Source organism: Burkholderia sp. Bp8994 (assembly GCF_003853805.1).
In the GTDB taxonomy this organism is placed as follows: Bacteria; Pseudomonadota; Gammaproteobacteria; order Burkholderiales; family Burkholderiaceae; genus Burkholderia.
In genome coordinates, this window is the sequence record NZ_QTQH01000006.1 from 12397 (window position 1) to 34345 (window position 21949).

Annotated in this window: 15 protein-coding genes; 8 read left to right on the forward strand and 7 right to left on the reverse strand. The window is 68.6% G+C overall.

What is annotated here, in order from left to right; all coding sequences use genetic code 11:
• Positions 1–124: 124 nt before the first annotated feature.
• From DIE04_RS07555 to DIE04_RS07565, 3 genes are all read left to right on the forward strand, one after another.
• Positions 125–748 (forward strand): LysE family translocator, encoded by a 624-nt coding sequence (locus DIE04_RS07555; protein ID WP_124488692.1) that lies wholly within the window; start codon positions 125–127, stop codon positions 746–748.
• 259 nt (positions 749–1007) lie between these two features.
• The gene (locus tag DIE04_RS07560) at positions 1008–2621 is read left to right on the forward strand and encodes a protease pro-enzyme activation domain-containing protein (protein ID WP_124523319.1); all 1614 of its coding nucleotides are present in this window, start codon (positions 1008–1010) and stop codon (positions 2619–2621) included.
• Positions 2622–2694: 73 nt separating this feature from the next.
• Positions 2695–4371 (forward strand): S10 family peptidase, encoded by a 1677-nt coding sequence (locus tag DIE04_RS07565; protein ID WP_124488690.1) that lies wholly within the window; start codon positions 2695–2697, stop codon positions 4369–4371.
• Positions 4372–4446: 75 nt separating this feature from the next.
• On the opposite strand, the gene nadE is transcribed toward DIE04_RS07565, so the two are convergent.
• The 3 genes from nadE to DIE04_RS07580 all read right to left on the reverse strand — a co-directional run bounded on the left by nadE (position 4447) and on the right by DIE04_RS07580 (position 6882).
• The gene (nadE, locus tag DIE04_RS07570; protein WP_124488689.1) at positions 4447–5295 is read right to left on the reverse strand and encodes an ammonia-dependent NAD(+) synthetase; all 849 of its coding nucleotides are present in this window, start codon (positions 5293–5295) and stop codon (positions 4447–4449) included.
• Positions 5296–5574: 279 nt separating this feature from the next.
• Complete coding sequence (locus DIE04_RS07575; protein ID WP_124488688.1) at positions 5575–6444, reverse strand: DMT family transporter; 870 nt, start codon at positions 6442–6444, stop codon at positions 5575–5577.
• A 252-nt stretch (positions 6445–6696) separates the two neighbouring features.
• The gene (locus DIE04_RS07580; RefSeq protein WP_006752380.1) at positions 6697–6882 is read right to left on the reverse strand and encodes a hypothetical protein; all 186 of its coding nucleotides are present in this window, start codon (positions 6880–6882) and stop codon (positions 6697–6699) included.
• Positions 6883–7087: 205 nt separating this feature from the next.
• Here DIE04_RS07580 and DIE04_RS07585 point away from each other — a divergent pair, with 205 nt between their 5' ends.
• Positions 7088–7846: a DeoR/GlpR family DNA-binding transcription regulator gene (locus DIE04_RS07585; RefSeq protein ID WP_124523317.1), complete on the forward strand. Its 759-nt coding sequence runs from the start codon at positions 7088–7090 to the stop codon at positions 7844–7846.
• A 104-nt stretch (positions 7847–7950) separates the two neighbouring features.
• The gene (locus DIE04_RS07590; RefSeq protein ID WP_124523315.1) at positions 7951–9774 is read left to right on the forward strand and encodes a phospholipase D-like domain-containing protein; all 1824 of its coding nucleotides are present in this window, start codon (positions 7951–7953) and stop codon (positions 9772–9774) included.
• Positions 9775–9913: 139 nt separating this feature from the next.
• On the opposite strand, the gene DIE04_RS07595 is transcribed toward DIE04_RS07590, so the two are convergent.
• The 3 genes from DIE04_RS07595 to DIE04_RS07605 all read right to left on the reverse strand — a co-directional run bounded on the left by DIE04_RS07595 (position 9914) and on the right by DIE04_RS07605 (position 13688).
• Positions 9914–10588, reverse strand: a complete 675-nt coding sequence (locus DIE04_RS07595; RefSeq protein ID WP_044848780.1) for a TetR family transcriptional regulator — start codon at positions 10586–10588, stop codon at positions 9914–9916.
• A 115-nt stretch (positions 10589–10703) separates the two neighbouring features.
• Positions 10704–11972, reverse strand: a complete 1269-nt coding sequence (locus DIE04_RS07600) for an FAD-binding oxidoreductase (protein ID WP_124488686.1) — start codon at positions 11970–11972, stop codon at positions 10704–10706.
• Positions 11973–12107: 135 nt separating this feature from the next.
• Positions 12108–13688, reverse strand: a complete 1581-nt coding sequence (locus DIE04_RS07605; RefSeq protein WP_124488685.1) for an amino acid permease — start codon at positions 13686–13688, stop codon at positions 12108–12110.
• 642 nt (positions 13689–14330) lie between these two features.
• Here DIE04_RS07605 and DIE04_RS07610 point away from each other — a divergent pair.
• Complete coding sequence (locus DIE04_RS07610) at positions 14331–15842, forward strand: aldehyde dehydrogenase family protein (protein ID WP_044848776.1); 1512 nt, start codon at positions 14331–14333, stop codon at positions 15840–15842.
• A 142-nt stretch (positions 15843–15984) separates the two neighbouring features.
• Here the strand turns inward: DIE04_RS07610 and DIE04_RS07615 are convergent, their stop codons facing one another.
• The gene (locus DIE04_RS07615) at positions 15985–18444 is read right to left on the reverse strand and encodes a DUF3772 domain-containing protein (RefSeq protein ID WP_124488684.1); all 2460 of its coding nucleotides are present in this window, start codon (positions 18442–18444) and stop codon (positions 15985–15987) included.
• Positions 18445–18866: 422 nt separating this feature from the next.
• Between DIE04_RS07615 and DIE04_RS07620 the strand changes: the two genes are divergently transcribed.
• Positions 18867–20285: an MFS transporter gene (locus DIE04_RS07620; RefSeq protein WP_124523313.1), complete on the forward strand. Its 1419-nt coding sequence runs from the start codon at positions 18867–18869 to the stop codon at positions 20283–20285.
• Between the two features lie 334 nt (positions 20286–20619).
• The gene (locus tag DIE04_RS07625; RefSeq protein WP_185500323.1) at positions 20620–21918 is read left to right on the forward strand and encodes a hypothetical protein; all 1299 of its coding nucleotides are present in this window, start codon (positions 20620–20622) and stop codon (positions 21916–21918) included.
• The last annotated feature ends 31 nt before the right edge of the window (positions 21919–21949 follow it).

Below are 21949 nucleotides of genomic sequence, written 5' to 3' on the forward strand. Positions count from 1 at the left end.
TCCTTGTCTAAATTCCGTGATTTTGGCGGATTCCGCTATGTATCGCCAATTTCGAGCCAAAGATGGCCAATAATCGCTCTCCCTTCAGCGGCAACATATCGTCACTGAAGAACGGGGGCAGACCATGATTTCCACGCATTTGCTGTTGATTTATCTCGCCGCGCTGGCGGCCATCTACGCGGTGCCCGGGCCCGACATGGCGCTCGTGCTGCAGACCAGCATCGGCCGCGGCGTGCGCCCGGGCATGGCGGCGGCGGCCGGCCTGTCGCTGTCGCGCACCGCGCACGTGACGCTGTCCGCCTGCGGCGTCGCGGCGCTGATCCGCAGCGCACCGTGGCTGTATGAAGTGATCCGCTACGGCGGCGCGCTTTATCTCGCTTACGTCGCGATCCAGGTGTTCCGCTCGCCGGTGTTCGCGCTCGGCGACGGCGATGGGGCGGCGCCGGGCGAACTGCGGCAGTCGTTCTTCAAGGGGCTGCTGACGAACCTGCTGAATCCGAAGGCACTGCTGTTCTGCTCGGTGCTGCTGCCGCAGTTCGTGCGCCCCGAGGCAGGGCCCGTCGTGTGGCAGATGTTCGAGCTCGGCGCGCTGCTCGTCGCCGCCGGCGTGTGTTTCGACCTCGCATGCGTGTTCGGCGCGTCGCGCATCGCGGCGTGGATGCGCGCGCATCCGCTCGCGCAGACGGTCCAGCGCTGGACGTTTTCCGCGGCGCTGATCGGGTTCGCGTTGCGCCTGTCGATGGATTGAGCTGCTGCATTGCATCACGGCCGCGCGGCTCGACTTGCCGCGCGGCCGCGATGCGCTGCCGAACGCGGGCCGCGCGCCATGCCGGGCTTCGCGCGCATGCGTTGGGGTGGAAGGGCGTGCGCGTAAATCGTCTGACTGATCTAAACTCCCTTCAGCTTCGCGCTTTCGCGAACCGACTGACCGAACGGAACCGACTTCCGCCGGCTATGTCCGATTTCCTGGCTGTTCCGTGCAACGCGGTACCAAGGAGGGTCTGAACATGGCAAGGCATCTTCACGCCGACCGTGAACCCCGAATCGTCGCCGAGTCGAAGTGTCTCGGCCCCTGCGATCCGGCAGAACGTATCCACGTCACGATCATGTTGCGGCGGCAGGAAGAAGGGCAACTCGACACGTTGGTCCAGCAGCTCGCCACCGGCGACGCACAGGCGAAACCGCTGTCGCGCGAAGCGTTCGCGCAGCGTTTCTCCGCCAATCCCGACGACATTCGCAAGACCGAGGACTTCGCGCGCCGTCACCAGCTCACGGTCGATCGCGTCGATCCGGTCGAAAGCGTCGTCGTGCTGTCCGGCTCGATCCAGCAGTTCGAAGCGGCATTCAGCGTGAAGCTCGAGCGTTTCGAGCATCGTTCGATCGGCCAGTACCGCGGCCGCTCGGGCCCGATCGCGCTGCCGGACGAGCTCGGCGATGCCGTCACGGCCGTGCTCGGCCTCGACAGCCGTCCGCAGGCGCGGCCGCATTTCCGGCTGCGTCCGCCGTTCCAGCCCGCGCGCGGCGCGCCCGCCGTCACGTTCACGCCGATCCAGCTCGCGTCGCTGTACGGCTTTCCGGCCGGCGACGGTGCAGGGCAATGCATCGCGATCGTCGAACTCGGCGGCGGCTATCGCGCAGCCGATATCCAGCAGTATTTCCGCGGGCTCGGCATCAAGACGCCGCCGACGCTCGTCGACGTGAACGTCGGCACCGGCCGCAATGCGCCGACCGGCGAGGCGAACGGCCCGGACGGCGAAGTCGCGCTCGACATCGAGATAGCCGGTGCGATCGCGCCCGCCGCGAAGCTCGCCGTCTATTTCGCGCCGAACAGCGACGCGGGCTTCATCCAGGCCGTCAACGCGGCCGTCACCGACAAGACCAACCGGCCGTCGGTGATCTCGATCAGCTGGGGCGGCCCGGAAGCGATCTGGCAGGCGCAGTCGGCGCATGCGTTCAACCGCGTGCTGCAGGCGGCCGCCGCGCAGGGGATCACGGTATGCGCGGCGTCGGGCGACAGCGGCTCGGGCGACGGGCTGCAGGACGGCACGGATCATGTCGACTTCCCGGCGTCGAGTCCGTACGTGCTCGGCTGCGGCGGCACGCAGCTCGATGCGCTGCCGGGGCAGGGCATTCGCAGCGAAGTCGCGTGGAACGACGAGGCGGCCGGCGGCGGCGCGGGCGGCGGCGGTGTCAGCACGCTGTTCGACCTGCCGGCGTGGCAGCAGGGATTGACCGTCACGCTCGCCGACGGCAGCACCACGCCGCTCACGAAGCGCGGCGTGCCGGACGTCGCCGCCGATGCATCGCCGCAGACGGGCTACGAGGTGTCGGTCGCCGGCACGGTCGCGGTGATGGGCGGCACGAGCGCGGTCGCGCCGTTGTGGGCCGCGCTGATCGCACGGATCAATGCGGCGGCGAGTGCGGCGGCCGGTGCGGCGGCGAGTGCATCGGCCGGCTGGATCAACCCGGCGCTGTACAAGAATCCTGGCGCGTTGCGTGACATCACGAAAGGCTCGAACGGCACGTATGCCGCCGCGTCCGGCTGGGATGCGTGCACGGGCCTCGGCAGCCCCGACGGCGCGAAACTCGCGGCGATCCTCGCGCGCAAGCCGTCGAGCTGACGCGCCGGCACCGGCCTTTCCAAGCGACGCGGGTTTCCTGCCCGCGTCTTTTTTCACCTCGAGGAGCAGCACGATGGGCATCGATTCCGCATCTTCCGGCGGCGTGTATCCGCTGCATCACGGCGACCACAATTCGCATGGCGTGCCGCCGACCATCAGTCCGGTCGCGCTGAGCCACGGCCGCGACCAGCCGTTCTTCGATCCGGTCGCGTACGGCAACGGTCCCGACGACTCGGTGACCGACACGACCGAAGCGGCCGCGATCACGCATCACACGATCCTGATCGATGGCAAGCGCATCGCGTACACGGCGACGGCCGGCCACCTCGTGACGGTCGACCCGAGCAGCTCGCTGCCGGCCGCGAAGCTCTTCTACGTCGCGTTCACGGCCGACGGCGCGAAGGAGGAAACGCGGCCCGTCACGTTCTTCTACAACGGCGGACCCGGGTCGTCGTCGGTGTTCGTGCTGCTCGGCTCGTTCGCGCCGAAGCGCATCAGGACGTCGATGCCGGGGTTCACGCCGCCCGCGCCGTATCAGATGGAAGACAATCCGGACAGCATGATCGACCACAGCGACCTGGTGTTCATCAACCCGGTCGGCACCGGTTATTCGGCGGCCGTCGCGCCGAACAAGAACCGCGATTTCTGGGGCGTCGACCAGGATGCGGATTCGCTGAAGCAGTTCATCAAGCGCTACCTGACGAAGAACAACCGCTGGAATTCGCCGAAGTACCTGTTCGGCGAGTCGTACGGCACCGCGCGCAGCTGCGTGCTCGCGTACAAGCTGCACGAGGACGGCGTCGACCTGAACGGCGTCACGCTGCAGTCGTCGATCCTCGACTACCGGCAGGCCGGCAACCCGGTCGGCGCGCTGCCGACCGCGGCGGCCGACGCGTGGTATCACAAGAAGCTCGGCGTCACGCCCGCGCCGACCGATCTCGGCGCGTTCGTCGAGGAAGTCGCGCAATTCGCGCGCACCGACTACCTGAAGGCGCTGCGCACGGTTCCGCATGCGGACCCGGCCGCCGTGCAGAAGCTGTCGCGATACACGGGTATCGATACGGCGACGCTGCAGTCGTGGAGCCTCGACATCGCGGGCTACGACACGCGCGGCAATTCGCTGTTCCTGACGACGCTGCTGCACGCGCAGGGGCTCGCGCTCGGGTCGTACGACGGCCGCGTGACCGGGATCTCGTCGGGCATCGCCGGCAAGATCGACCCGAACTCGGGCGGCAACGATCCGACGATGACGGCCGTGACGGGCGTCTACACGGCGATGTGGAACAGCTACCTGAACGAGCAGCTGAAGTTCACGTCGAATTCCGCGTTCACGGACCTGAACGACCAGGCGTTCCGGAACTGGGACTTCAGCCACATCGACCCGACCGGCGCGCAGCAGGGCATCGATGCGAAGGGGAACCTGATCCTCTACACGGCGGGCGATCTCGCCGCGGTGATGGCGCTGAACGTCGACCTGAAGGTGCTGTCGGCGAACGGCCTCTACGACTTCGTCACGCCGTTCTACCAGACCGTGATCGACCTGCAGCAGATGCCGCTCGAGGATCCGAAGGTGCGGCAGAACCTGTCCGCGCGTTTCTATCCGTCCGGGCACATGGTGTATCTCGACGGCGGTTCGCGCACCGCGCTCAAGCGCGATCTCGCGACGATGTACGACGCGACGGTCAGCGATACGGGCGCGCGGCTGCGGATTCGCGCGCTGCAGGCGAAGAAGGCGGGCGGGCACGCGTAGCGCTGCCCGTCGCGCAGGCGCCGCGCGTAACCGCCAGGGTTCGCGCGGCGCGGTGTTGCGGCTGAACGAGCCGGCTTACGCGGCCGGCCAGTCGAACGGCGTGTACGGCAGCGCGCGCTTGTGGCGCGAACCGTCGTAGAAGCGCAGCACCGTTTCGTACACGTTGTCGGCGACGGGTTTGCCTTCGAGGAAATCGTCGATTTCGTCGTAGGTGACGCCGTAGGCGTGCTCGTCGGGGCGCAGCGGACGCAGTTCCTCGAGGTCGGCCGTCGGCACCTTCATCACGATCAGTTCGTCGCCGCCGAGCGCGCGGGCGACCGCACGCACGCGGCGCTTGCTCAGGCCGGCGAGCGGCAGCACGTCCGCGCCGCCGTCGCCGAATTTCGTGAAGAAGCCCATCAGCGATTCGGCCGCGTGGTCGGTGCCGATCACGATGCCGCGCCGCGCGCCGGCCACCGCGTATTGCGCGATCATGCGCTCGCGCGCCTTGATGTTGCCGTGCACGAAGTCCTGCTGGGCCGGGTTTTCGAATGCGTGGCCGGACGCGACGAGCGATGCGAGCATCGCGTCGGCGGCGGGCTTGACGTCGACCGTGAACGTTTCGTCCGCGCGCACGAACGCGAGCGCGCGTTGCGCGTCGGCTTCGTCGTTCTGCACGCCGTTCGGCAAGCGCATCGCGATGAAGCGGGCGTCGTAGCCGCCGGCGCGCAGCTGTTCGACCGCCAGCTGCGCGAGCCGTCCGGCCGTCGACGAATCGACGCCGCCGCTGATGCCGAGCACGTAGGTCCGCAGGCCGGTCGAACGAAGGTACTGCGCGAGGAAATCGACGCGGCGGGCGATTTCGGCGTCGGCGTCGAAGTGCGGCGTGACGTTCAGTTCGGCAATGATCGCGCGTTGGCGGCTGGCGTAATCGGCGGATGTCATGAAGGTGGTTCCGGAACGAAATGCAAGGCGCCCATCATAAGCGCAATCGCGGCCCGGCGCCGCGCCGGGCATGCGATCCGGCGGCCGCGCGTTGCATCGGCGAGACGCGATGCATCGTCATGGTGCGGCGCGCGGGGCGGCGTCCCCCGGCGTGCGCGCGGATGCTTCGTTTCGAGGCATGGCGGGGCGCGCCACGACGAACCACGAGGCGCGGCGCCCGGCGGCGGGGCGACGCCGCGCATGGCGGGGCGCGGTGACGAACCCGCGCGCTCGCCCGCGTCAGCGCCGCGCGAGCACGACGCCCGCCAGCGCGAGCGCGAAGCCGGCGAGCTGGACGGTCGCGAGCGTTTCGCCGAACAGCAGGTAGCCCTGCAGCGCGGCGAGCGGCGGCGCGAGGAACAGCAACGACGTCGCGCGCGCGGCGTTGCCTCGCCGCAGCATCCACATCAGCATCGTGACCGCGCCGCCGGACAGGAACACGACGCCCCACACGAGCGAGATCCACAGCGCCGGTGCGCCGATCCAGCGCGTTTCGTGCAGCAGCACGACGAAGACGGCCGCGACGATCGCCGCGCCGAGGTTCTGCACGGCGACGGCCGTACGCAGGTCGTTCTGCGCGAGCTTGCCCTTCTGGTACAGCGAGCCCGCGGTGATCGAGCCGACCGACAGGATCGACACGGTCACGACGAACCACGCGGGCGCGGCGCCCGCCGGCGGCGCGACGCCGCCCGCGACCTTCGGTGCGAGGACGAGCGCGACGCCGGCGAGCCCGAGCGCCATCCCGAGCCAGCCGCGCGCGGGCAGCCGCTCGTTGAACAGCGGCACCGCGAGCACGGCGGTGGCAAGCGGCTGCAATGCGCCGAGCAGCGCCATCACGCCGGCGTTCAGCCCTTGCGCGACGGCCCAGTAGCTGGCGCCGAGATAGACGCCCTGCAGCAGCGCGCCCGCGATCAGGTGGCGCGGCCATTCGCGGCGCGCCGGCCACGGCGCGCGCGCGGCGAGCGCCACCGCGCCGAACAGCACGGCCGTGCCCGCGAAACGCGCGAGCAGGAACAGGTTCGGGTCGGCGTAGGGCTTGATTGCCCGGGCGACGATGAAGCCGGTGGACCACAGCGCGACGAAAGCCGCGGCGACGAGCGAGGTAAACATGCGTGGCGGGCCGCGATACGGCCGGACGAATCGTGAGCCGGCCAGTATCGGGTGAAGCGGCGTGGCCGTCTTGTCGGATTCTGCATTCGCGCGTGGCGCGTGCGGAACGCATGCAGCAGCGGTGCGCGGCACGTTGGCCGCGGGCGTGATCCGCCACGAGCACGGCAGCACGCCGGCCGTCCGGTTAGCGGCCGTCCGGGCGAAGGCGCCGCGGCATGAAAGCGCGCCGTGGCGCGCGCAGAGGAGCGGGGATCAGTCGAGCGAGAACGTGTCGAGCGGCTGGTTCGCGCGCGCATCGGTCGCGAAGCGTGCGGCGAGCTGTTCGTACAGCCGGCGGGCCTCGTCGAGCGTCAGGTCGATCCAGTACGGATCGCCGGCCCCGTCGTTGAGCCGTTCCGGCGAAAACTGGATTTCGAGCACACTGCCTTTGCGGTACATGACGCAAGCCCCTTGATGGTCTGTCGTTCGGCGAAACGCAGAGTGTAGCAACCGCTTGCCACGCCGATTCGCGCGCATCGGGCAATACAGAATTTCGCTTTCGTGAAACGTGGCCGCGGCCGGACGCACCGCCGTCAAATGGCGGTCAAACGGCCGTAATACAATGGTCGGCCTACCCATTACCAGTCGCCTCGGGCGCATTGCGATGCTGGCGGAACAACGTCATCAATACATTCTGTCGGAGCTCGGACGATCGGGCGCGCTGTCGGTCGCCGAACTCGTGCGCTCGCTCGACGTGTCGCGCGAGACGGTACGGCGCGACCTGAACGCGCTCGCGGCGCGCGGCCTGCTCGTGATGACGCACGGCGGCGCGCTGGCGGCGGATCGCCGCGAGCCGAGCCTGTCCGAGCGTGAGGCGGCGAATGCCGAAGCGAAGCGCACGATCGGGCGACGCGCGGCCGAATTCGTGCCCGACGACGCCTCGGTGCTGATCGACTCGGGCAGCACGCCGCATGCGGTCGCGCTCGCGCTGGCCGACCGGCACCGGCTGTCGATCTACACGAACGACTGGCGCACCGCGTTCGTGCTCGCGCGGCGCAACGGCAATCGCGTGACGCTGCTCGGCGGCGAACTGTCCGACGACGAGGATGCGACGTTCGGGCTCGATACGATCCAGCAGCTCGCGCAATACCACGTCGATTTCGCGTTCGTCGGCGCGGGCGGCATCACGGCCGATGGCGACTGCACCGACTACTCGCGGCTCGCCGCCGAAGTGCGCAGCCGGATGATCGCGGCGGCCGGCACCGCGATCATCGTCGCCGACCATTCGAAGTTCGGCCGCGTGACGCCGGTGCGGATCAACGGCGCCTCGGCCGCGCGCTATCTCGTCACCGAACGCGCGCCGGACAAGGCCGTGCGTCGCGCGCTGACCGCGCGCGGCATCGAGCTGCTCGTGTGCGACTGACGCGGCTTCGACATACAAGGTTCATCGAACGGTCATCGCACGGGAAGATGCGCCTTCGACACTGACTCATTCCTTTCGACCGGCCGCCGCGGCAGGAGCAAAGAATGACCGTCAGCGTACGCAGCTATCTTTCCCCGACCCTGGTTCTCCTCGCTTTCGACTGGCCCGACGCGGCCTCGCGCACCGACTTCCTCGGCTTCGCGATCCGACGCACGCCGGGCTTCTGGTCGGCCGACGGCAAGACGCGCGCGCCGAACAGCTGGCTGCCGAACCGGCTCACGTTCGACGGCCCGGCCGCCGGCACGCAGGGCGACGCGCCGACCGACCAGGCACCGATCCAGAAATTCATGTGGTGGGACGCGCGCATCGATCCGCAGGATCGCGATGCGTCGTTCCGCTATGACGTCTATCCGGTCGTCGGCACGCCGGAGAACCTGAAGGTGCTCGATGCGCAGGCCGGCGTGTGCGATGTCGTGCTGCCCGCGCACATCGTGGACGGCGTCGGCACGTGGTTCAATCGCGCGGTGGTCAGCTCGCAGGCGTTCGCGAAGCAGGTCGCGGCGCTGGGTCTCGCGCCGCATGCGGCGCCGAGCGCGGACCAGGCGTTGAAGCTGCGCACGTGGCTCGCGAACGACATGGAACAGGTGTTCGCGGAGATGCTCGACCCCGCGTCGCGCGCGGTCTCGGCCGTCTATCACCTGACGGACACGCTGTGGGCGTTGCCCGCATTCGAGGCGTTCGGACGGCAGCACGGCGAAGCGTCGCTCGCGATCGTCTACGACGCGCACCTGACCGCCCGCAAGGGCAAGCCGCCGCTGCCGTCGCCGAACCAGCCGGCCGTCGACGCGCTTCAGGGCCTCGCGACGCGCGCGCCGCGCGACAGGACGCACATCATGCACGACAAATTCATCGTGACCGACGCACCGGCGAACGGGACGACTGCGCCGACGCCGGCGCGCGTGCTGACCGGTTCAGCGAACTTCACGACCGAAGGGCTGACGGAGCAGGCGAACGTGCTGCACGCATTCGATTCGCCGGCGCTCGCGGCGCTGTACAACGCGCGTGCGCAGGCGCTGGCCGCGAATCCGACGATCGCGGAGACGGCGAAGTTGTCGCCGGGCTGGTCCGAGCCGCTGACGATCGGCAGCGCGCAGGTGCGCGTCGCGTTTTCGCCGGAGCCGGCGGGGCAGCGCACCGAGATCGATACGATCGTCGCCGCGATCGCGGCCGCGCAGCATTCGGTGTCGTTCTGCCTGTTCATGCCGACCGACGCGGCGCTGCGCGACGCATGCTTTGCCGCCGGCGACCGCGGCCTGATGATGTTCGGTCTGGTGAACCGCATCAACGCCGGCAGCGCGACGCAGGCCGATGCCGCGCAGCACGACGGCCGGCCGCTCGATGCGGCGACGCTCGCGAATCTCGAGCTTTACCATCGCCGGCGCGATCATCGCGACGTGATCGACGCCGCGTATTTTTCACCGGCGACGGTGCCGCAGGGTTTCGAGCCGGAACTGCGCCTCTTTCCGGGCGAGCCGGCGCCGGCCTATCCGCCGGTCGTGATCCACCACAAGTTCATCGTGATCGATGCGGAAGGCGCGAACCCGATCGTCTACACGGGTTCGGCGAACATGAGCCGCAATTCCGAGCAGTACAACGACGAGAACCTGCTGGAGATTCGCGACGCGCGGATCGCGGCGATCTATCTCGCGGAATTCCTGCGGCTCTACGAGCACTACCGCGCGCGGGCGCTGTCGATCGAGTCGCAACGGCAGGGCGCCGGTGCGCAACGGCACCTCGCGCTCGCACCGGATTCGAGCTGGGCGAAGAAGTATTACGTGGCGGGCAGCCCGGAAGAGAAGGCGCGGATCGCATTGGCGTCGGCGCCGACGGACTGGCGTGAGGCGGAAGTTCGGCCTGAGGCGGCCTGAGCGGCGCGAGCGGCTTGAAGGGACCCGCCGCGTGAATCCGGCTCATGCCGGTTGCAAGCGTCGTAGTGCCGGTCGGGAGAGGGCCGGGCGGCGGGTTCAGCGCTCGTCGCCGGCCTTCGGATGAAACCGCGCGATGCGCTTACGCGGCGACGTAGCGCAGCACGGAATCGGCGATCGTCTCGCGATGCCGCGCGCGCAGCCGCGGCGCCGACGGATCGCGGCCGAACGCGGCGCCGAACGTATAGCGGTTCGACACGCGGTGGAAGCAGAACGAGCTGATCAGCAGATGCAGGTCGAACGCGTCGATGTCCTTGCGGAACGCGCCGCTCGCCGCGCCGCGCTCGAGCAGTTCCTCGAGCGTCTTGATGATGCTGACGTTGCGGTTCTTGAACGACTTCAGCTGTTCGAGATACTTCGCGCCGTGGATGTTCTCGATCGACACGAGGCGGACGAAGTCGCGATGCTTGTCGTGATAGTCGAACGTGAATTCGACGAGCCGGCGCATGCCTTCGCGCGGCTCCATGTCGCCGACGTGCAGTTCCTGCTCGAGCGCGCGGATGTCGCCGTATACCTTCTCCAGCACGGCCTCGTACAGGCCTTCCTTGCTTTCGAAGTAGTAGTAGAGCATCCGCTTCGTCGTGTTGGTACGCTCGGCGATCGCGTCGACGCGCGCGCCGGCGAGGCCCATCGCGGAAAACTCCTGCGTGGCGACGTCGAGGATGTTGCGCTTGGTTTGCTCGGGATCGTATTTGCGCCGCGCATCGGTCGCAAGCGCGCGGCTTTCGGACGTGGCGGCCTTGCTTCCAGCTTTCATGTGACTTTGTTGTGGGTTCGCGGCGGCATGAAGAAATCATTCTAGCATGCGGGAAATCGCCGCCCGGCCGACCTTCTGCTCTAATCGGCCGCGCGGTTTCGGCGGCCGTCGCCGCTCAGCGCCGGCACGACGCGAGCGCGTCGCGGGCCTGGTACGCGGTGTACGTGAGCTGCGCGGCCGCGAGGCCGGCGAGACCGAACGTGCGCGTGAGCCCGAACGCGGCGAAGCCTTCCGGCACCGGCTGCTCCCCGGCCAGCGCGGCGGCGAGCGCTTCGCCGGCGACGGTGGTGGGCGCCATCCCGTGACCGCCGAATGCGATCGCGTGCCACACGCCGTCCGCATCGCGGCCGATCTGCGGCATCTTGTGCCGCGCGTAGCTCATCAGCCCGCCCCATGCGTACTCGACCTTCACGCCGTCGAGTTGCGGATACACGCGCAGCAGGTCGCGCCGCAGCAGCCGCGCGATCGCGTCGGGGCCGCGGTCGAGCACCGAGATCCGGCCGCCCCACAGAATCCGCGTGTCCTTCAGCGGCCGGTAGTAGTCGAACGCGAAACGCGTGTCGTAGATCGCGTACGGCGCGTCGATCGCGTCCGGCAGCCGCGTGCCGAGCGGCTCGGTCGCGATCACGTAGGTCGCGATCGGCAGCACCGCGCGCTCGATGCGCGGCGACACGCCGCGCGCGTAGCCGCCGCCGGCGAACACGACGTCCTTCGCGCGCACCGTGCCCTGCGCCGTGCGCACGACGTAGCCGGCGCCCTCGCGCGCGATGCCGAGCGCGGCCGAGCGTTCGTACACGCGTGCGCCGCCGCGCGAGGCGGCCGCCGCGACGCCGAGCACGTACTTGAGCGGATGGAAGTGGAACGCGTTCGGCTCGAACAGGCCGCCGTAATAGCGCTGGGTCTTCAGCCGCGCGCGCAGCGCGTCGGTCGCGACCGGTTCCCAGTCGACGTCGAATTCCTGCTTCATCAGCGTGCGCACGCCATCGAGCCGCGACGGATCGTCGAACCAGTTGGCGAGCATCACGCCCTCGTCGACGATGTCGCAGTCGATGCCGTAGCGGGCAATCCGCGCGCGGATCAGGTCGACCGCATCGACGGTGAGCCGGTACAGGCGGCGGCCTTCGTCGCGGCCGAGCGTGCGCAGCAGGTCCGCGTTGTCGAGGCTGTAGCCGCCGAACACGAAGCCGCCGTTGCGGCCGGACGCGCCGAAGCCGACCCGTTCGCCGTCGAGCACGACGACATCCCGCACGCCGCGCTCGACGAGGCCGAGCGCCGTGCACAGGCCGGCGAGGCCGCCGCCGACGATACAGACCTGCGTGTCGATCGTGCCGGTCAGTTGCGGGTAGGGCTGGCGGGTAACGGTGGCTTCGTAGAAGTTCTGCATGCGTTTTCGATGACTCGTGACGACGGAAAAACGGACGGCGCGCGTCGATCTTGCCTGAACGCGCGCGCCGCGTCGAATGGGGTGTTCAGCGCACCGGCCGCCGCGGTCGGGCGGCGGCCGGTGCGCGGCCGGGCATCATGCGCCCGGCGTCGGGTTGACCGGAGCGGCGATGTAGGCCGGATAGCCGGCGTCGGTCTTGACCGTGGCGTCGGGCGCCGCGTTGCGCTCGATCCACGGCGCGATCTCCATGTCCTCGTAGCGGACGAGGCGGCATTTGCGCACCAGCGCGTAGCCGAGCCAGATCGCGAGGAAGAACGGCAGGCCGATGTAGGTCGCGGCGATGCCGGCCCAGTCGATCCTGTCGGCGAGGAACGCCTGGTAGTCCTGGCCGAGCGCGACGATCGCGCACAGCGCGAACGCGAACAGCGGCCCGAACGGGAACCACTTCGACCGGTACGGCAGCTGGTCGAGCCGGTAGCCCTGCTTCAGGAAGCCCTTGCGGAACCGGTAGTGGCTGACCGCGATGCCGAGCCAGGTGATGAAGCCGGCCATGCCCGACGTGTTCAGCAGCCACAGGTAGACGGTCTTATCGCCATACAGCGACGTGAGGAAGCACAGCGCGCCGACGGCGGTCGTCGCGTACAGCGCGTTGCGCGGCACGCCGCCCGGCGACAGCTTCGCGAACAGCTTCGGCGCGCGGCCCTCGACCGCGAGGTTGTAGAGCATCCGGGTCGACGCGTACATGCCCGAGTTGCCGGCCGACAGCACGGCCGTCAGGATCACCGCGTTCATCACGCCGGCCGCGAACGCGAGGCCCGCGTGGCGGAACACGAGCGTAAACGGGCTCACGCCGACGTCGGTCACGTCGCTCTTCAGCAGGCTCGGGTCGGTGTACGGAATCAGCACGCCGATCACGAAGATCGCGAACACGTAGAAGAGCAGGATGCGCCAGAAGATCTGGCTGACCGCGCGCGGGATCGTCGTGCGCGGGTTCTCCGATTCGCCGGCCGCGACGCCGATCATTTCGGTGCCCTGGAACGAGAAGCCCGCGATCATCGCGACGCCGAGCATCGTGGCCCAGCCGCCCGCGAACGGCGCGTCGCCGATCGTGAAGTTGCCCCAGCCCGCGCTCGGGCCGCCCTGCATGATCCCGAAGATCATCAGCAGGCCGACGCCGACGAACGCGAGCACCGTCAGCACCTTGATCAGCGCGAACCAGTATTCGGCTTCGCCGAAGCCGCGCACCGACAGCGCGTTGAGCGCGAAGATCAAGGTGAGGAAGATCGCGCTCCACCAGACGCCCGGCACGTGCGGGAACCAGTAGTGCATCACGAGCTGCGCGGCGACGAGTTCCACCGCGAGCGTCACGGCCCAGCTGTACCAGTAGTTCCAGCCGAGTGCGAAGCCGAAGCCTTCGTCGACGAATTTCGCGCCGTAGGTCGCGAACGAGCCCGACACCGGCATGAACGCGGCCATTTCGCCGAGGCTCGTCATCAGGAAATAGACCATCAGGCCGATCAGCATGTACGCGACCAGCGCGCCGCCGGGGCCGGCCTGCGAGATCGAAGCGCCGGACGCGACGAACAGGCCGGTGCCGATCGAGCCGCCGATCGCGATCATCCGCAGATGGCGCGCCTGCAGGCTGCGGTGGAGGGACGGCTGCGCGGGCGGCGAGCCGGACGGACGGGGCGAGTCGGGGCGGGCATCTGAATGCATGGCGGGTGCTGGGCGCTGTCTCCGGGATTGTTTTTTGGTTACGAAGGGCGGCGCGTTGCCGGCCGCCGGCCGGGCGGCGGCACTGCTTCGCGGGGCTGGTCCGGATCGACCGGGACCGCCGGGCCGCGACGCGTGTTGCCTTCGTCTGTCGTCGGCCGCCCGTTGGGCGGCCGTCGGCGCGCCGGGTGCGGTGCACCTCGACGCCGCCCCGATTGTGGGTGCCGGCCGCAAGCGCCGCAAACGATATTTCCGCACAGGGTGATGCAACTTTGTCATCAACTTGCCGCGCATCGGGACCGCCGCGGCGGCCCGGCCATCGGCCTTGGATACGTCCCATGCCGGTGCCGAAACGGGCGGATTCGTCCTGCTGGGTTGTTGCGTTTTGGGAATGAAGTCGTGAGTTAATATCAATAGCGGCCGGACTTGTGGCCATCGACAATGTGTCTCATGGATCGTGCCTCGCGAGGCGGGGGCGCGCCGCCCGGCCGGGTTTCCGGCGGCGGCGCTGCGCGATGCGCCGTGCGGCGCACCGGGCCTGCCGAGCTGCGCATCCGCTTGCACAGGGCGCACGAACGCGCTCCAATCGAATCACGCGGGCGGCGTCGCCGCCGCACCGATCAATCTGTCCCTGAAGAGGAAGTGATGCAATTCAACGACATTCTTGCTGCGCTCGACATCGATCTCGCCCAGTGGAAAGGCAATGCGCTGACCGCGCGTTCGCCGCTCGACGGCGCGACGCTCGCGACGCTGGCGGTCGACTCGCCCGCCGACGCCGAGCGCAAGATCGACGCCGCGCACGACGCATTCCTCAAGTGGCGCACGGTGCCGGCGCCGGTGCGCGGCGAGCTCGTGCGCGTGTTCGGCAACGTGCTGCGCGAGCACAAGGCCGAGCTCGGCCGCCTCGTCACGCTCGAGGCCGGCAAGATCACGTCGGAAGGCCTTGGCGAAGTGCAGGAAATGATCGACATCTGCGATTTCGCGGTCGGCCTGTCGCGCCAGCTTTACGGCCTGACGATCGCGTCCGAGCGCCCGGGCCACCGGATGATGGAAACGTGGCACCCGATCGGCGTGTGCGGCGTGATCTCGGCGTTCAACTTCCCGGTCGCGGTGTGGGCGTGGAATGCGGCGCTCGCATTCGTATGCGGCGATTCGGTCGTGTGGAAGCCGTCCGAGAAGACGCCACTCACGGCAATCGCGTGCCACGTGCTGCTCCAGAAGGCGATCCGCGAATTCGACAAGACGCATCCGGGTGTCGCGCCGGCGGAGCTGAGCCAGCTGGTGCTCGGCATGCGCGATGTCGGCGAGGTGCTGACGGCGTCGAAGAAGGTGCCGGTCGTCAGCGCGACGGGCAGCGTGCGGATGGGCCAGGAAGTCGCGAAGGTGCTGAGCCAGCGTCTCGCGCGCGGCATCCTCGAACTCGGCGGCAACAACGGGATGATCGTCGCGCCGAGCGCGGATCTGGATCTCGTCGTGCGTGCAGTTACGTTCGCGGCGGTCGGCACGGCCGGCCAGCGCTGCACGACGCTGCGCCGCCTGATCGTGCATCGCAGCCTGGTCGAGCAATTGCTGCCGCGCATCGAGAAGGCCTACGCGTCGGTGAAGGTCGGCAACCCGCTTGAAGAAGGCACGCTGGTCGGCCCGCTGGTCGATCGCGCGTCGTTCGATGCGATGCAGAAGGCGCTGGGCGACGCACGCGAGCAGGGCGGCGAGGTGAAGGGCGGCGAGCGCGTCGACGTCGGTCACGCGGATGCGTACTACGTGCGCCCGGCCATCGTACGGATGCCGAAGCAATCGGCCGTGGTCGAGCGCGAGACGTTCGCGCCGATCCTGTACGTGATGGTCTACGACAACTTCGACGATGCGATCGAACTGCACAACGCGGTGCCGCAAGGCCTGTCGTCGGCGATCTTCACGAACGACATGCGCGAGGCCGAGCAGTTCATGTCGGCAGCGGGCAGCGACTGCGGGATCGTCAACGTGAACATCGGCACGAGCGGCGCGGAGATCGGCGGCGCGTTCGGCGGCGAGAAGGAAACGGGCGGCGGCCGCGAGTCGGGTTCGGATGCGTGGAAGGCGTATATGCGCCGGGCGACGAACACGATCAACTACAGCCGTCAGTTGCCGCTGGCGCAGGGCGTGAAGTTCGACGTCTGACGGAGCGCGTCCGGGAGGGCGCCGCGACGGTCGAATCGATCGAATGACAAGGGCCGGTTGCCGCGAAAGCGGTAACCGGCCCTTGTCGCTTGCGGCGATGCGTGCGCGCCGATGCCCGATCGGCGCATGCCCGCTCGATCGCTTACTCGTGCGGGGCGGAAGCGTCGCTTGCCGGCATGTTCTGCACGACCAGCATCTGCGGCGTCGACAGCGTGATCTGCGCCGCCCGCAACTGCTTGAGGATCTCGAACAGCAGGTCGCTCTTCGTCGAGCTGGCGATCCGCGGGCTCGCCACGTAGCCCGTGACGCTCAGCGTGATCCCGTCCGGCGCGAGCTGGCTGAACGTGACCGACGGCGCCGGCTTGTCGAGAATCGCCGGGTGCTCGCGATACGCGTCGAGCAGCAGGTCGCGCACCTGCTCGGGGTCGGTGTTCAGCGGGAACGTGAGCATCAGCGTCGCGACGCCCTGCGTGCTGTTGCCCATCGTCACGTTGCGCACGTTCTGCGAGATCAGTTGCGAGTTCGGCACGATGACGGTCGAGCGGTCGCTGAGCTGGATCTCGGTCGCGCGCACGTTGATGCGGCGGATGTCGCCTTCGACGCCCGCGATGCTGACCATGTCGCCCACCTTCACCGGCCGCTCGGTCAGCAGGATCAGCCCCGACACGAAGTTCTTCACGATCTCCTGCAGGCCGAAACCGATACCGACCGACAGCGCGCTGACGATCCACGCGAGGTTGCTCCACCTGACGCCGAGCAGCCCCAGCGTCATCAGCACGAGCAGCACGTAGCCGACGTTGGTGAACAGCGTGATCAGCGACACGCGCATCCCCGCGTCCATGCCGAGCGCCGGCATGAACTCGCCGTCGAGCCAGCGGCGCACCGAGCGCAGCAGGTAGAAGCCGATCGCGAACCCGATCACCGCGTTGAGGATCCGGTCGGGCATGATGTTCAGGCTCTGCAGCCGCTGGCCGCCGATCATCGCGACCGCGCTGTCGAGCAGGTCGCTCGGCGTCGTGCCGAAGCCGCCCGTCAGCAGCGCGATCGCCGCGATCAGCATCAGCAGGCTCGTGCCGAGGCCGGACACGACGGTGTGGGCCTGGTCGAGATGCCGGTCGTCGAGCGCGAACAGGTGCTTGATCTGCTTGCCGGTCGACAGGTTCGCGGAGAACAGGCTTTCGCTCGCGTCGCGCGTCAGCTGCGTCAGGATGTAGACGCTGCACACCACGATCTCGAACCAGACGAGCTCGTACGTGATGAAGCGCGCGACCGTGATGTAGCCGATCAGCAGCGCGACCAGCGACACGACGATCGCCAGCGTGACGCCGGCGTGAATCAGCCCGGCGAGCGTCGAGCGTTGCTCGGGCGCCTCGCCGGATGCCGCCAGCGCGGTGCGGACGCGATTCGCGCGCAGGATCGACGCGCCGACGGTCAGCGCGACGACGAGCGAGACGATGCCGCGGCCGAACAGCGTGACGGACAGGCTGGTATCGACGATCCGGTTGATCGACTCGAGCGTGCCGGACATCAGCAGCAGCGCGGCCAGCACGCCGGGGAACGGCTTCATCGCGAGCGCGACGGGATCGGCGAGCGCCGGCAGCCGCCATGACGGATGCTTCGTGCAGAGCAGCGCGCGGCCGAGGCCGGCGATCAGCGCGCAGGTCACGGCGAGCTTCGCGAACTGGTCCCACAGATCGGTCATCGAAGACGTGAGTTCGGAGTGGCGGGCGAGCGCGAGATAGAGGATCTGTACGGCGACCGCGGTCGCGAGCAGTGTCGAGAACGCCGTCGCCAGCGCCAGCGCGCTGCGGCGCAGCCGGGTGGGCGGCAGGCGGTTCAGGCAGAACCACGCGAGCCCGCGTTCGACGACGCGGCGGCCGCCGAGCCAGGCAGCGAGCGCGGCGATCAGCAGCAGCGTGGTGATGGCGCGCTGGCCGGGTGTCCAGGACGAGCGCAGCATGTCGCGCAGTTCGTCGTTGAAGTCCTCGAGCCGCTGGACGTCGTCCGGCGACAGGTGGAACAGCGGCAGCCAGAACTGCGCGCCGAAGATGCTGCCCGAACGGAACGCGAGCTGGTTCTTCAGCAGGCTGCGGTGCAGCTTCGCGAACTGGTCGTTCAGGTTCGCGAGGTTGGTCTTCTGGTCGGCGGCCTGTTTCAGCGCCGCGTCGATCTGCGCCTTGCGCGCGTTCAGCGTCTCCCGCTGCTGTTCGACGGCAGGTGTTTCGGGCGATGCGCCCGGCGCCGGCGGCGGGCCGAGGACGTCGAGCTGCGCCTGGACTTGCGTGCGCTGCGGCGCGAGCTGGCTCTGCAGCTTGTCGACGTCGGCGCTCAGTTCCTGGGTCGCGTCGCCGAGCTCGTCGAGCTCCTTGCTGTTGGTCGCGTTCGATGTCTGCTGCTTGATGCGGTCCTGTTGCACCTGCATCTGCTTGAGCCGCGCAACCGCGTCGTTCAGCGAAATGGTCGGCACGGGGACGCCGACGCCGCTCGCGCCCGGTGCGGACGCAGCCGTCGGAAACGCCGACGCGGTCGCGATCGCCGCGAACTGCAGCAGTGCGAACAGCGCGATCCGGCGTGCGTACGTGGAGAGTCGTTGTATGAACATGGAATGCTTACGTTTTGCCGACAATGCCGGGTGCCGAAAGGCGCCCGGAAGCCGGGAGTTGGCCCGGTAGCATGTTACCGGGGCGTGGCGGCGGCGGCGCTGCCGGTTGCGCACGTTGCCTGGCGTGTCTCGCGGTGCCGGCGCGAGCGCGCGACGGCCCGGCAGCCCCTTGCAGACGGGGCCGTGCCGGTTTCGGATGCGCGCGAGTGGCAGACGATCGCGATGCCTTCGAACCTTACGGATTCGACAGACGGTTACGCAAGTTACACATGGTCCGGCGCGAAAGTGGGGTGTCGGAACCGGTTCGCCACGCGACGCGGCGCGCGCGGCGTGCCGGTACAATGCGACGAATCGCCCGACGGCGGCCGGGCCGATCGGCCGCCGGACAACAACACACGACACGATCAGGAGACACGACCCAGATGGTCTCAACGGACAGCTTTCCCCAGGCAGCCACCTCGTCCTCTTCCATCGACGCCGGCTCGATTTCAGCCCGCCTCGACCGCCTGCCGCCGACCCGCAGCGTCTGGAAGCTCGTCGTGCTGCTGAGCCTCGGCTTCTTCTTCGAACTCTACGATCTGCTGTACAGCGGCTACGTTGCGCCGGGCCTCGTGAAAAGCGGGATCCTGTCCGCGACGACGCACGGCCTGTTCGGCACCACGGGCGTCGCGAGTTTCATCGCCGCGCTGTTCTCCGGCCTCTTCATCGGCACGATCGCATGCGGCTTCCTCGCGGACCGCTTCGGCCGCCGCGCGATCTTCACGTGGTCGCTGCTGTGGTACACGGCCGCCAACGTCGTGATGGCGTTCCAGGACACGGCAGGCGGGCTGAACTTCTGGCGTTTCGTCGTCGGCCTAGGGCTCGGCGTCGAGATGGTGACGATCGGCACGTACATCTCCGAACTCGTGCCGAAGCAGATCCGCGGCCGCGCGTTCGCGTGCGAGCAGGCGGTCGGCTTCGTCGCGGTGCCGGTGGTCGCGTTCCTCGCGTACCTGCTCGTGCCGCACGCACCGTTCGGCCTCGACGGCTGGCGCTGGGTCGTGCTGATCGGCGCGCACGGCGCGCTGTTCGTGTGGTGGATTCGCCGCGCGCTGCCGGAGAGCCCGCGCTGGCTCGCGCAGCAGGGCCGCGTCGACGAAGCCGACCGCATCATGCGCGCGCTCGAGGCGAAGGTCGAAGCCGAATACGGCCGGCCGCTGCCGCCGCCCGCGCCCTCCGAGCCGGTGCCGCCGCGCGGCAGCTTCCGCGACATGTGGGTGCCGCCGTATCGCAGCCGCACGATCATGATGACGATCTTCAACGTGTTCCAGACGGTCGGCTTCTATGGCTTCGCAAACTGGGTGCCGACGCTGCTGATCAAGCAGGGCATCACGATCACGTCGAGTCTCATGTATTCGAGCGTGATCGCGCTCGCGGCGCCACTCGGCCCACTGATCGGCCTCGTGATCGCCGACCGCTTCGAGCGCAAGTCGGTGATCGTCGCGATGGCGGCGGCGATCGTCGTCTGCGGGCTGCTGTTCAGCCAGACGACGGTGGGCGCGTTCCTGATCGTGCTCGGCATCGGCCTCACGCTCGCGAGCAACATCATGTCGTACAGCTTCCACGCGTATCAGGCCGAGCTGTTCCCGACGTCGATCCGCGCGCGCGCGGTGGGCTTCGTCTACTCGTGGAGCCGCTTCTCGGCGATCTTCTCGTCGTTCGTGATCGCGGCCGTGCTGAAGGGTTTCGGCACGTTCGGCGTGTTCGCGTTCATCGCCGGCGCGATGGTGATCGTGATGGCCGCGATCGGGTTCATGGGGCCGCGTACCAGGGGCATCGCGCTCGAAACCATTTCGAAGTAGTCGGGGGTTGCGCGTTCGCGTGTCGTATGCCGCATGCGCGTGAATTTCCGGGCGTTTCGGTTTTGTCTTGCCGGACACGCCCGGCGAAGCAACCTGCCGTGCAGCGGCGCATCAAGCGGCAATGAGTTGAAACAAAGTGTGACGAAGCGCAAAACCGCGGCGAAACCGGGGAAGCGGCCCTGCCGATTCGTGTCCGCGCGGGTAGAATGAAAGACCTGACGACTCATTAGCCGCCATTGGACCGAACGCGTTGTACTGCGAACGACTCCACCGCGAAGAGGCGTCGGCGCCGGGCACATGCGTGCGGCCGGCGTGTCGATGGCTCGCGCGGGAGATGCGCCGTTCGCAACGTGCGGCGGCCGGTTCGGCCGATGGTTTCGATCGCATGATGCTCTCCGACCTGACGCGGCGGTTGTACAAGCCGCGTTGCCGTACTCTCGCGGTCGCCACCCATGTGTGGCTCGCGGCCGTTCTCCCGATCTCCGTGCTTGTCGCGCGGCCCGCCTTTGCCGCGTCCGACGTGCCGTCGGCAACTGCTACGTCATCCTCATCAACGGCTTCGGCCGCGCATTCGGCTTCGCCGGCGCATGTGTCGTCGGGCGTCGCGTCGTCATCCGCGGCTTCGGCCGCGCATTCGGCTTCGCCGGCGCATGTGTCGTCCGGAGTCGCGCCGTCATCCGCGGCATCCGCCGCGCATCATGCGTCGCCCGCCAGCGGGGCATCCCCGGCTTCCGCCGCATCGGCAGCATCGGAGGCATCGCCTACATCGGCAGCATCCGGCACGCCGGCAAGCGAAGCCGAAGCACCCGCACCGACGCCGCCGCGCCGGCACCCGCCGCTGTCGGCCGACGAAGCGAAGAGCGCAACCGCGCGTGCGATCGACATGCGCAAGCGCTTCACGCAGGAAGTCACGCGACGCCTGAACGTGCCCGCGAGCGAGCAGCGCGCGTATGGCGTCCGCCTTCAGCAGGCGCTCGCCGATGCAGACCTCGGCGACCTGGCCGGCGAATACGTCGCGATCGTCGACCGCGCGCCGAACGTGCAGGCGCTGTTCATCTACTTCCGCGCGACGCCGACCAATGCGTGGCTGATGATCGGCGCGTCGCCGGTCGGCACCGGCTGGCCCGGCAAATACGATCACTTCCTGACGCCGCTCGGCGTGTTCCACCACTCGCCCGACAACATGGACTTCCGCGCGGAAGGCACGACGAACGACAACGGTATTCGCGGCTACGGCAAGCGCGACATGCGCATCTACGACTTCGGCTGGGTGGACGGCGAGCGCGGCTGGGGCAAGGGCGGCAAGTCGCCGATGCGCTTCCAGATGCACGCGACCGATCCCGATCGCCTCGAGCCGCTGCTCGGCATCCGGCACTCGAAAGGCTGCGTGCGGATTCCTGCTTCGCTGAACGCGTTCATCGACCAGCACGGCATCCTCGACGACGACTACGAGGCGCGCGTCGAGGACGGCAAGTCGTTGTGGGTGCTGCGCCGCGATCGCGACGTCACGCCGATCGCCGGGCGCTACCTGGTCGTGATCGACAGCGCGCGCAAGACACGTCCGGCATGGTCGCCGGCGCCGGGACGCAACGCATGGTCGAAGCTGCCGAAGAGCGGCGACACGGCGGACTGACGACAGCCGGTCCGCCGGCGCGACGAAGGCC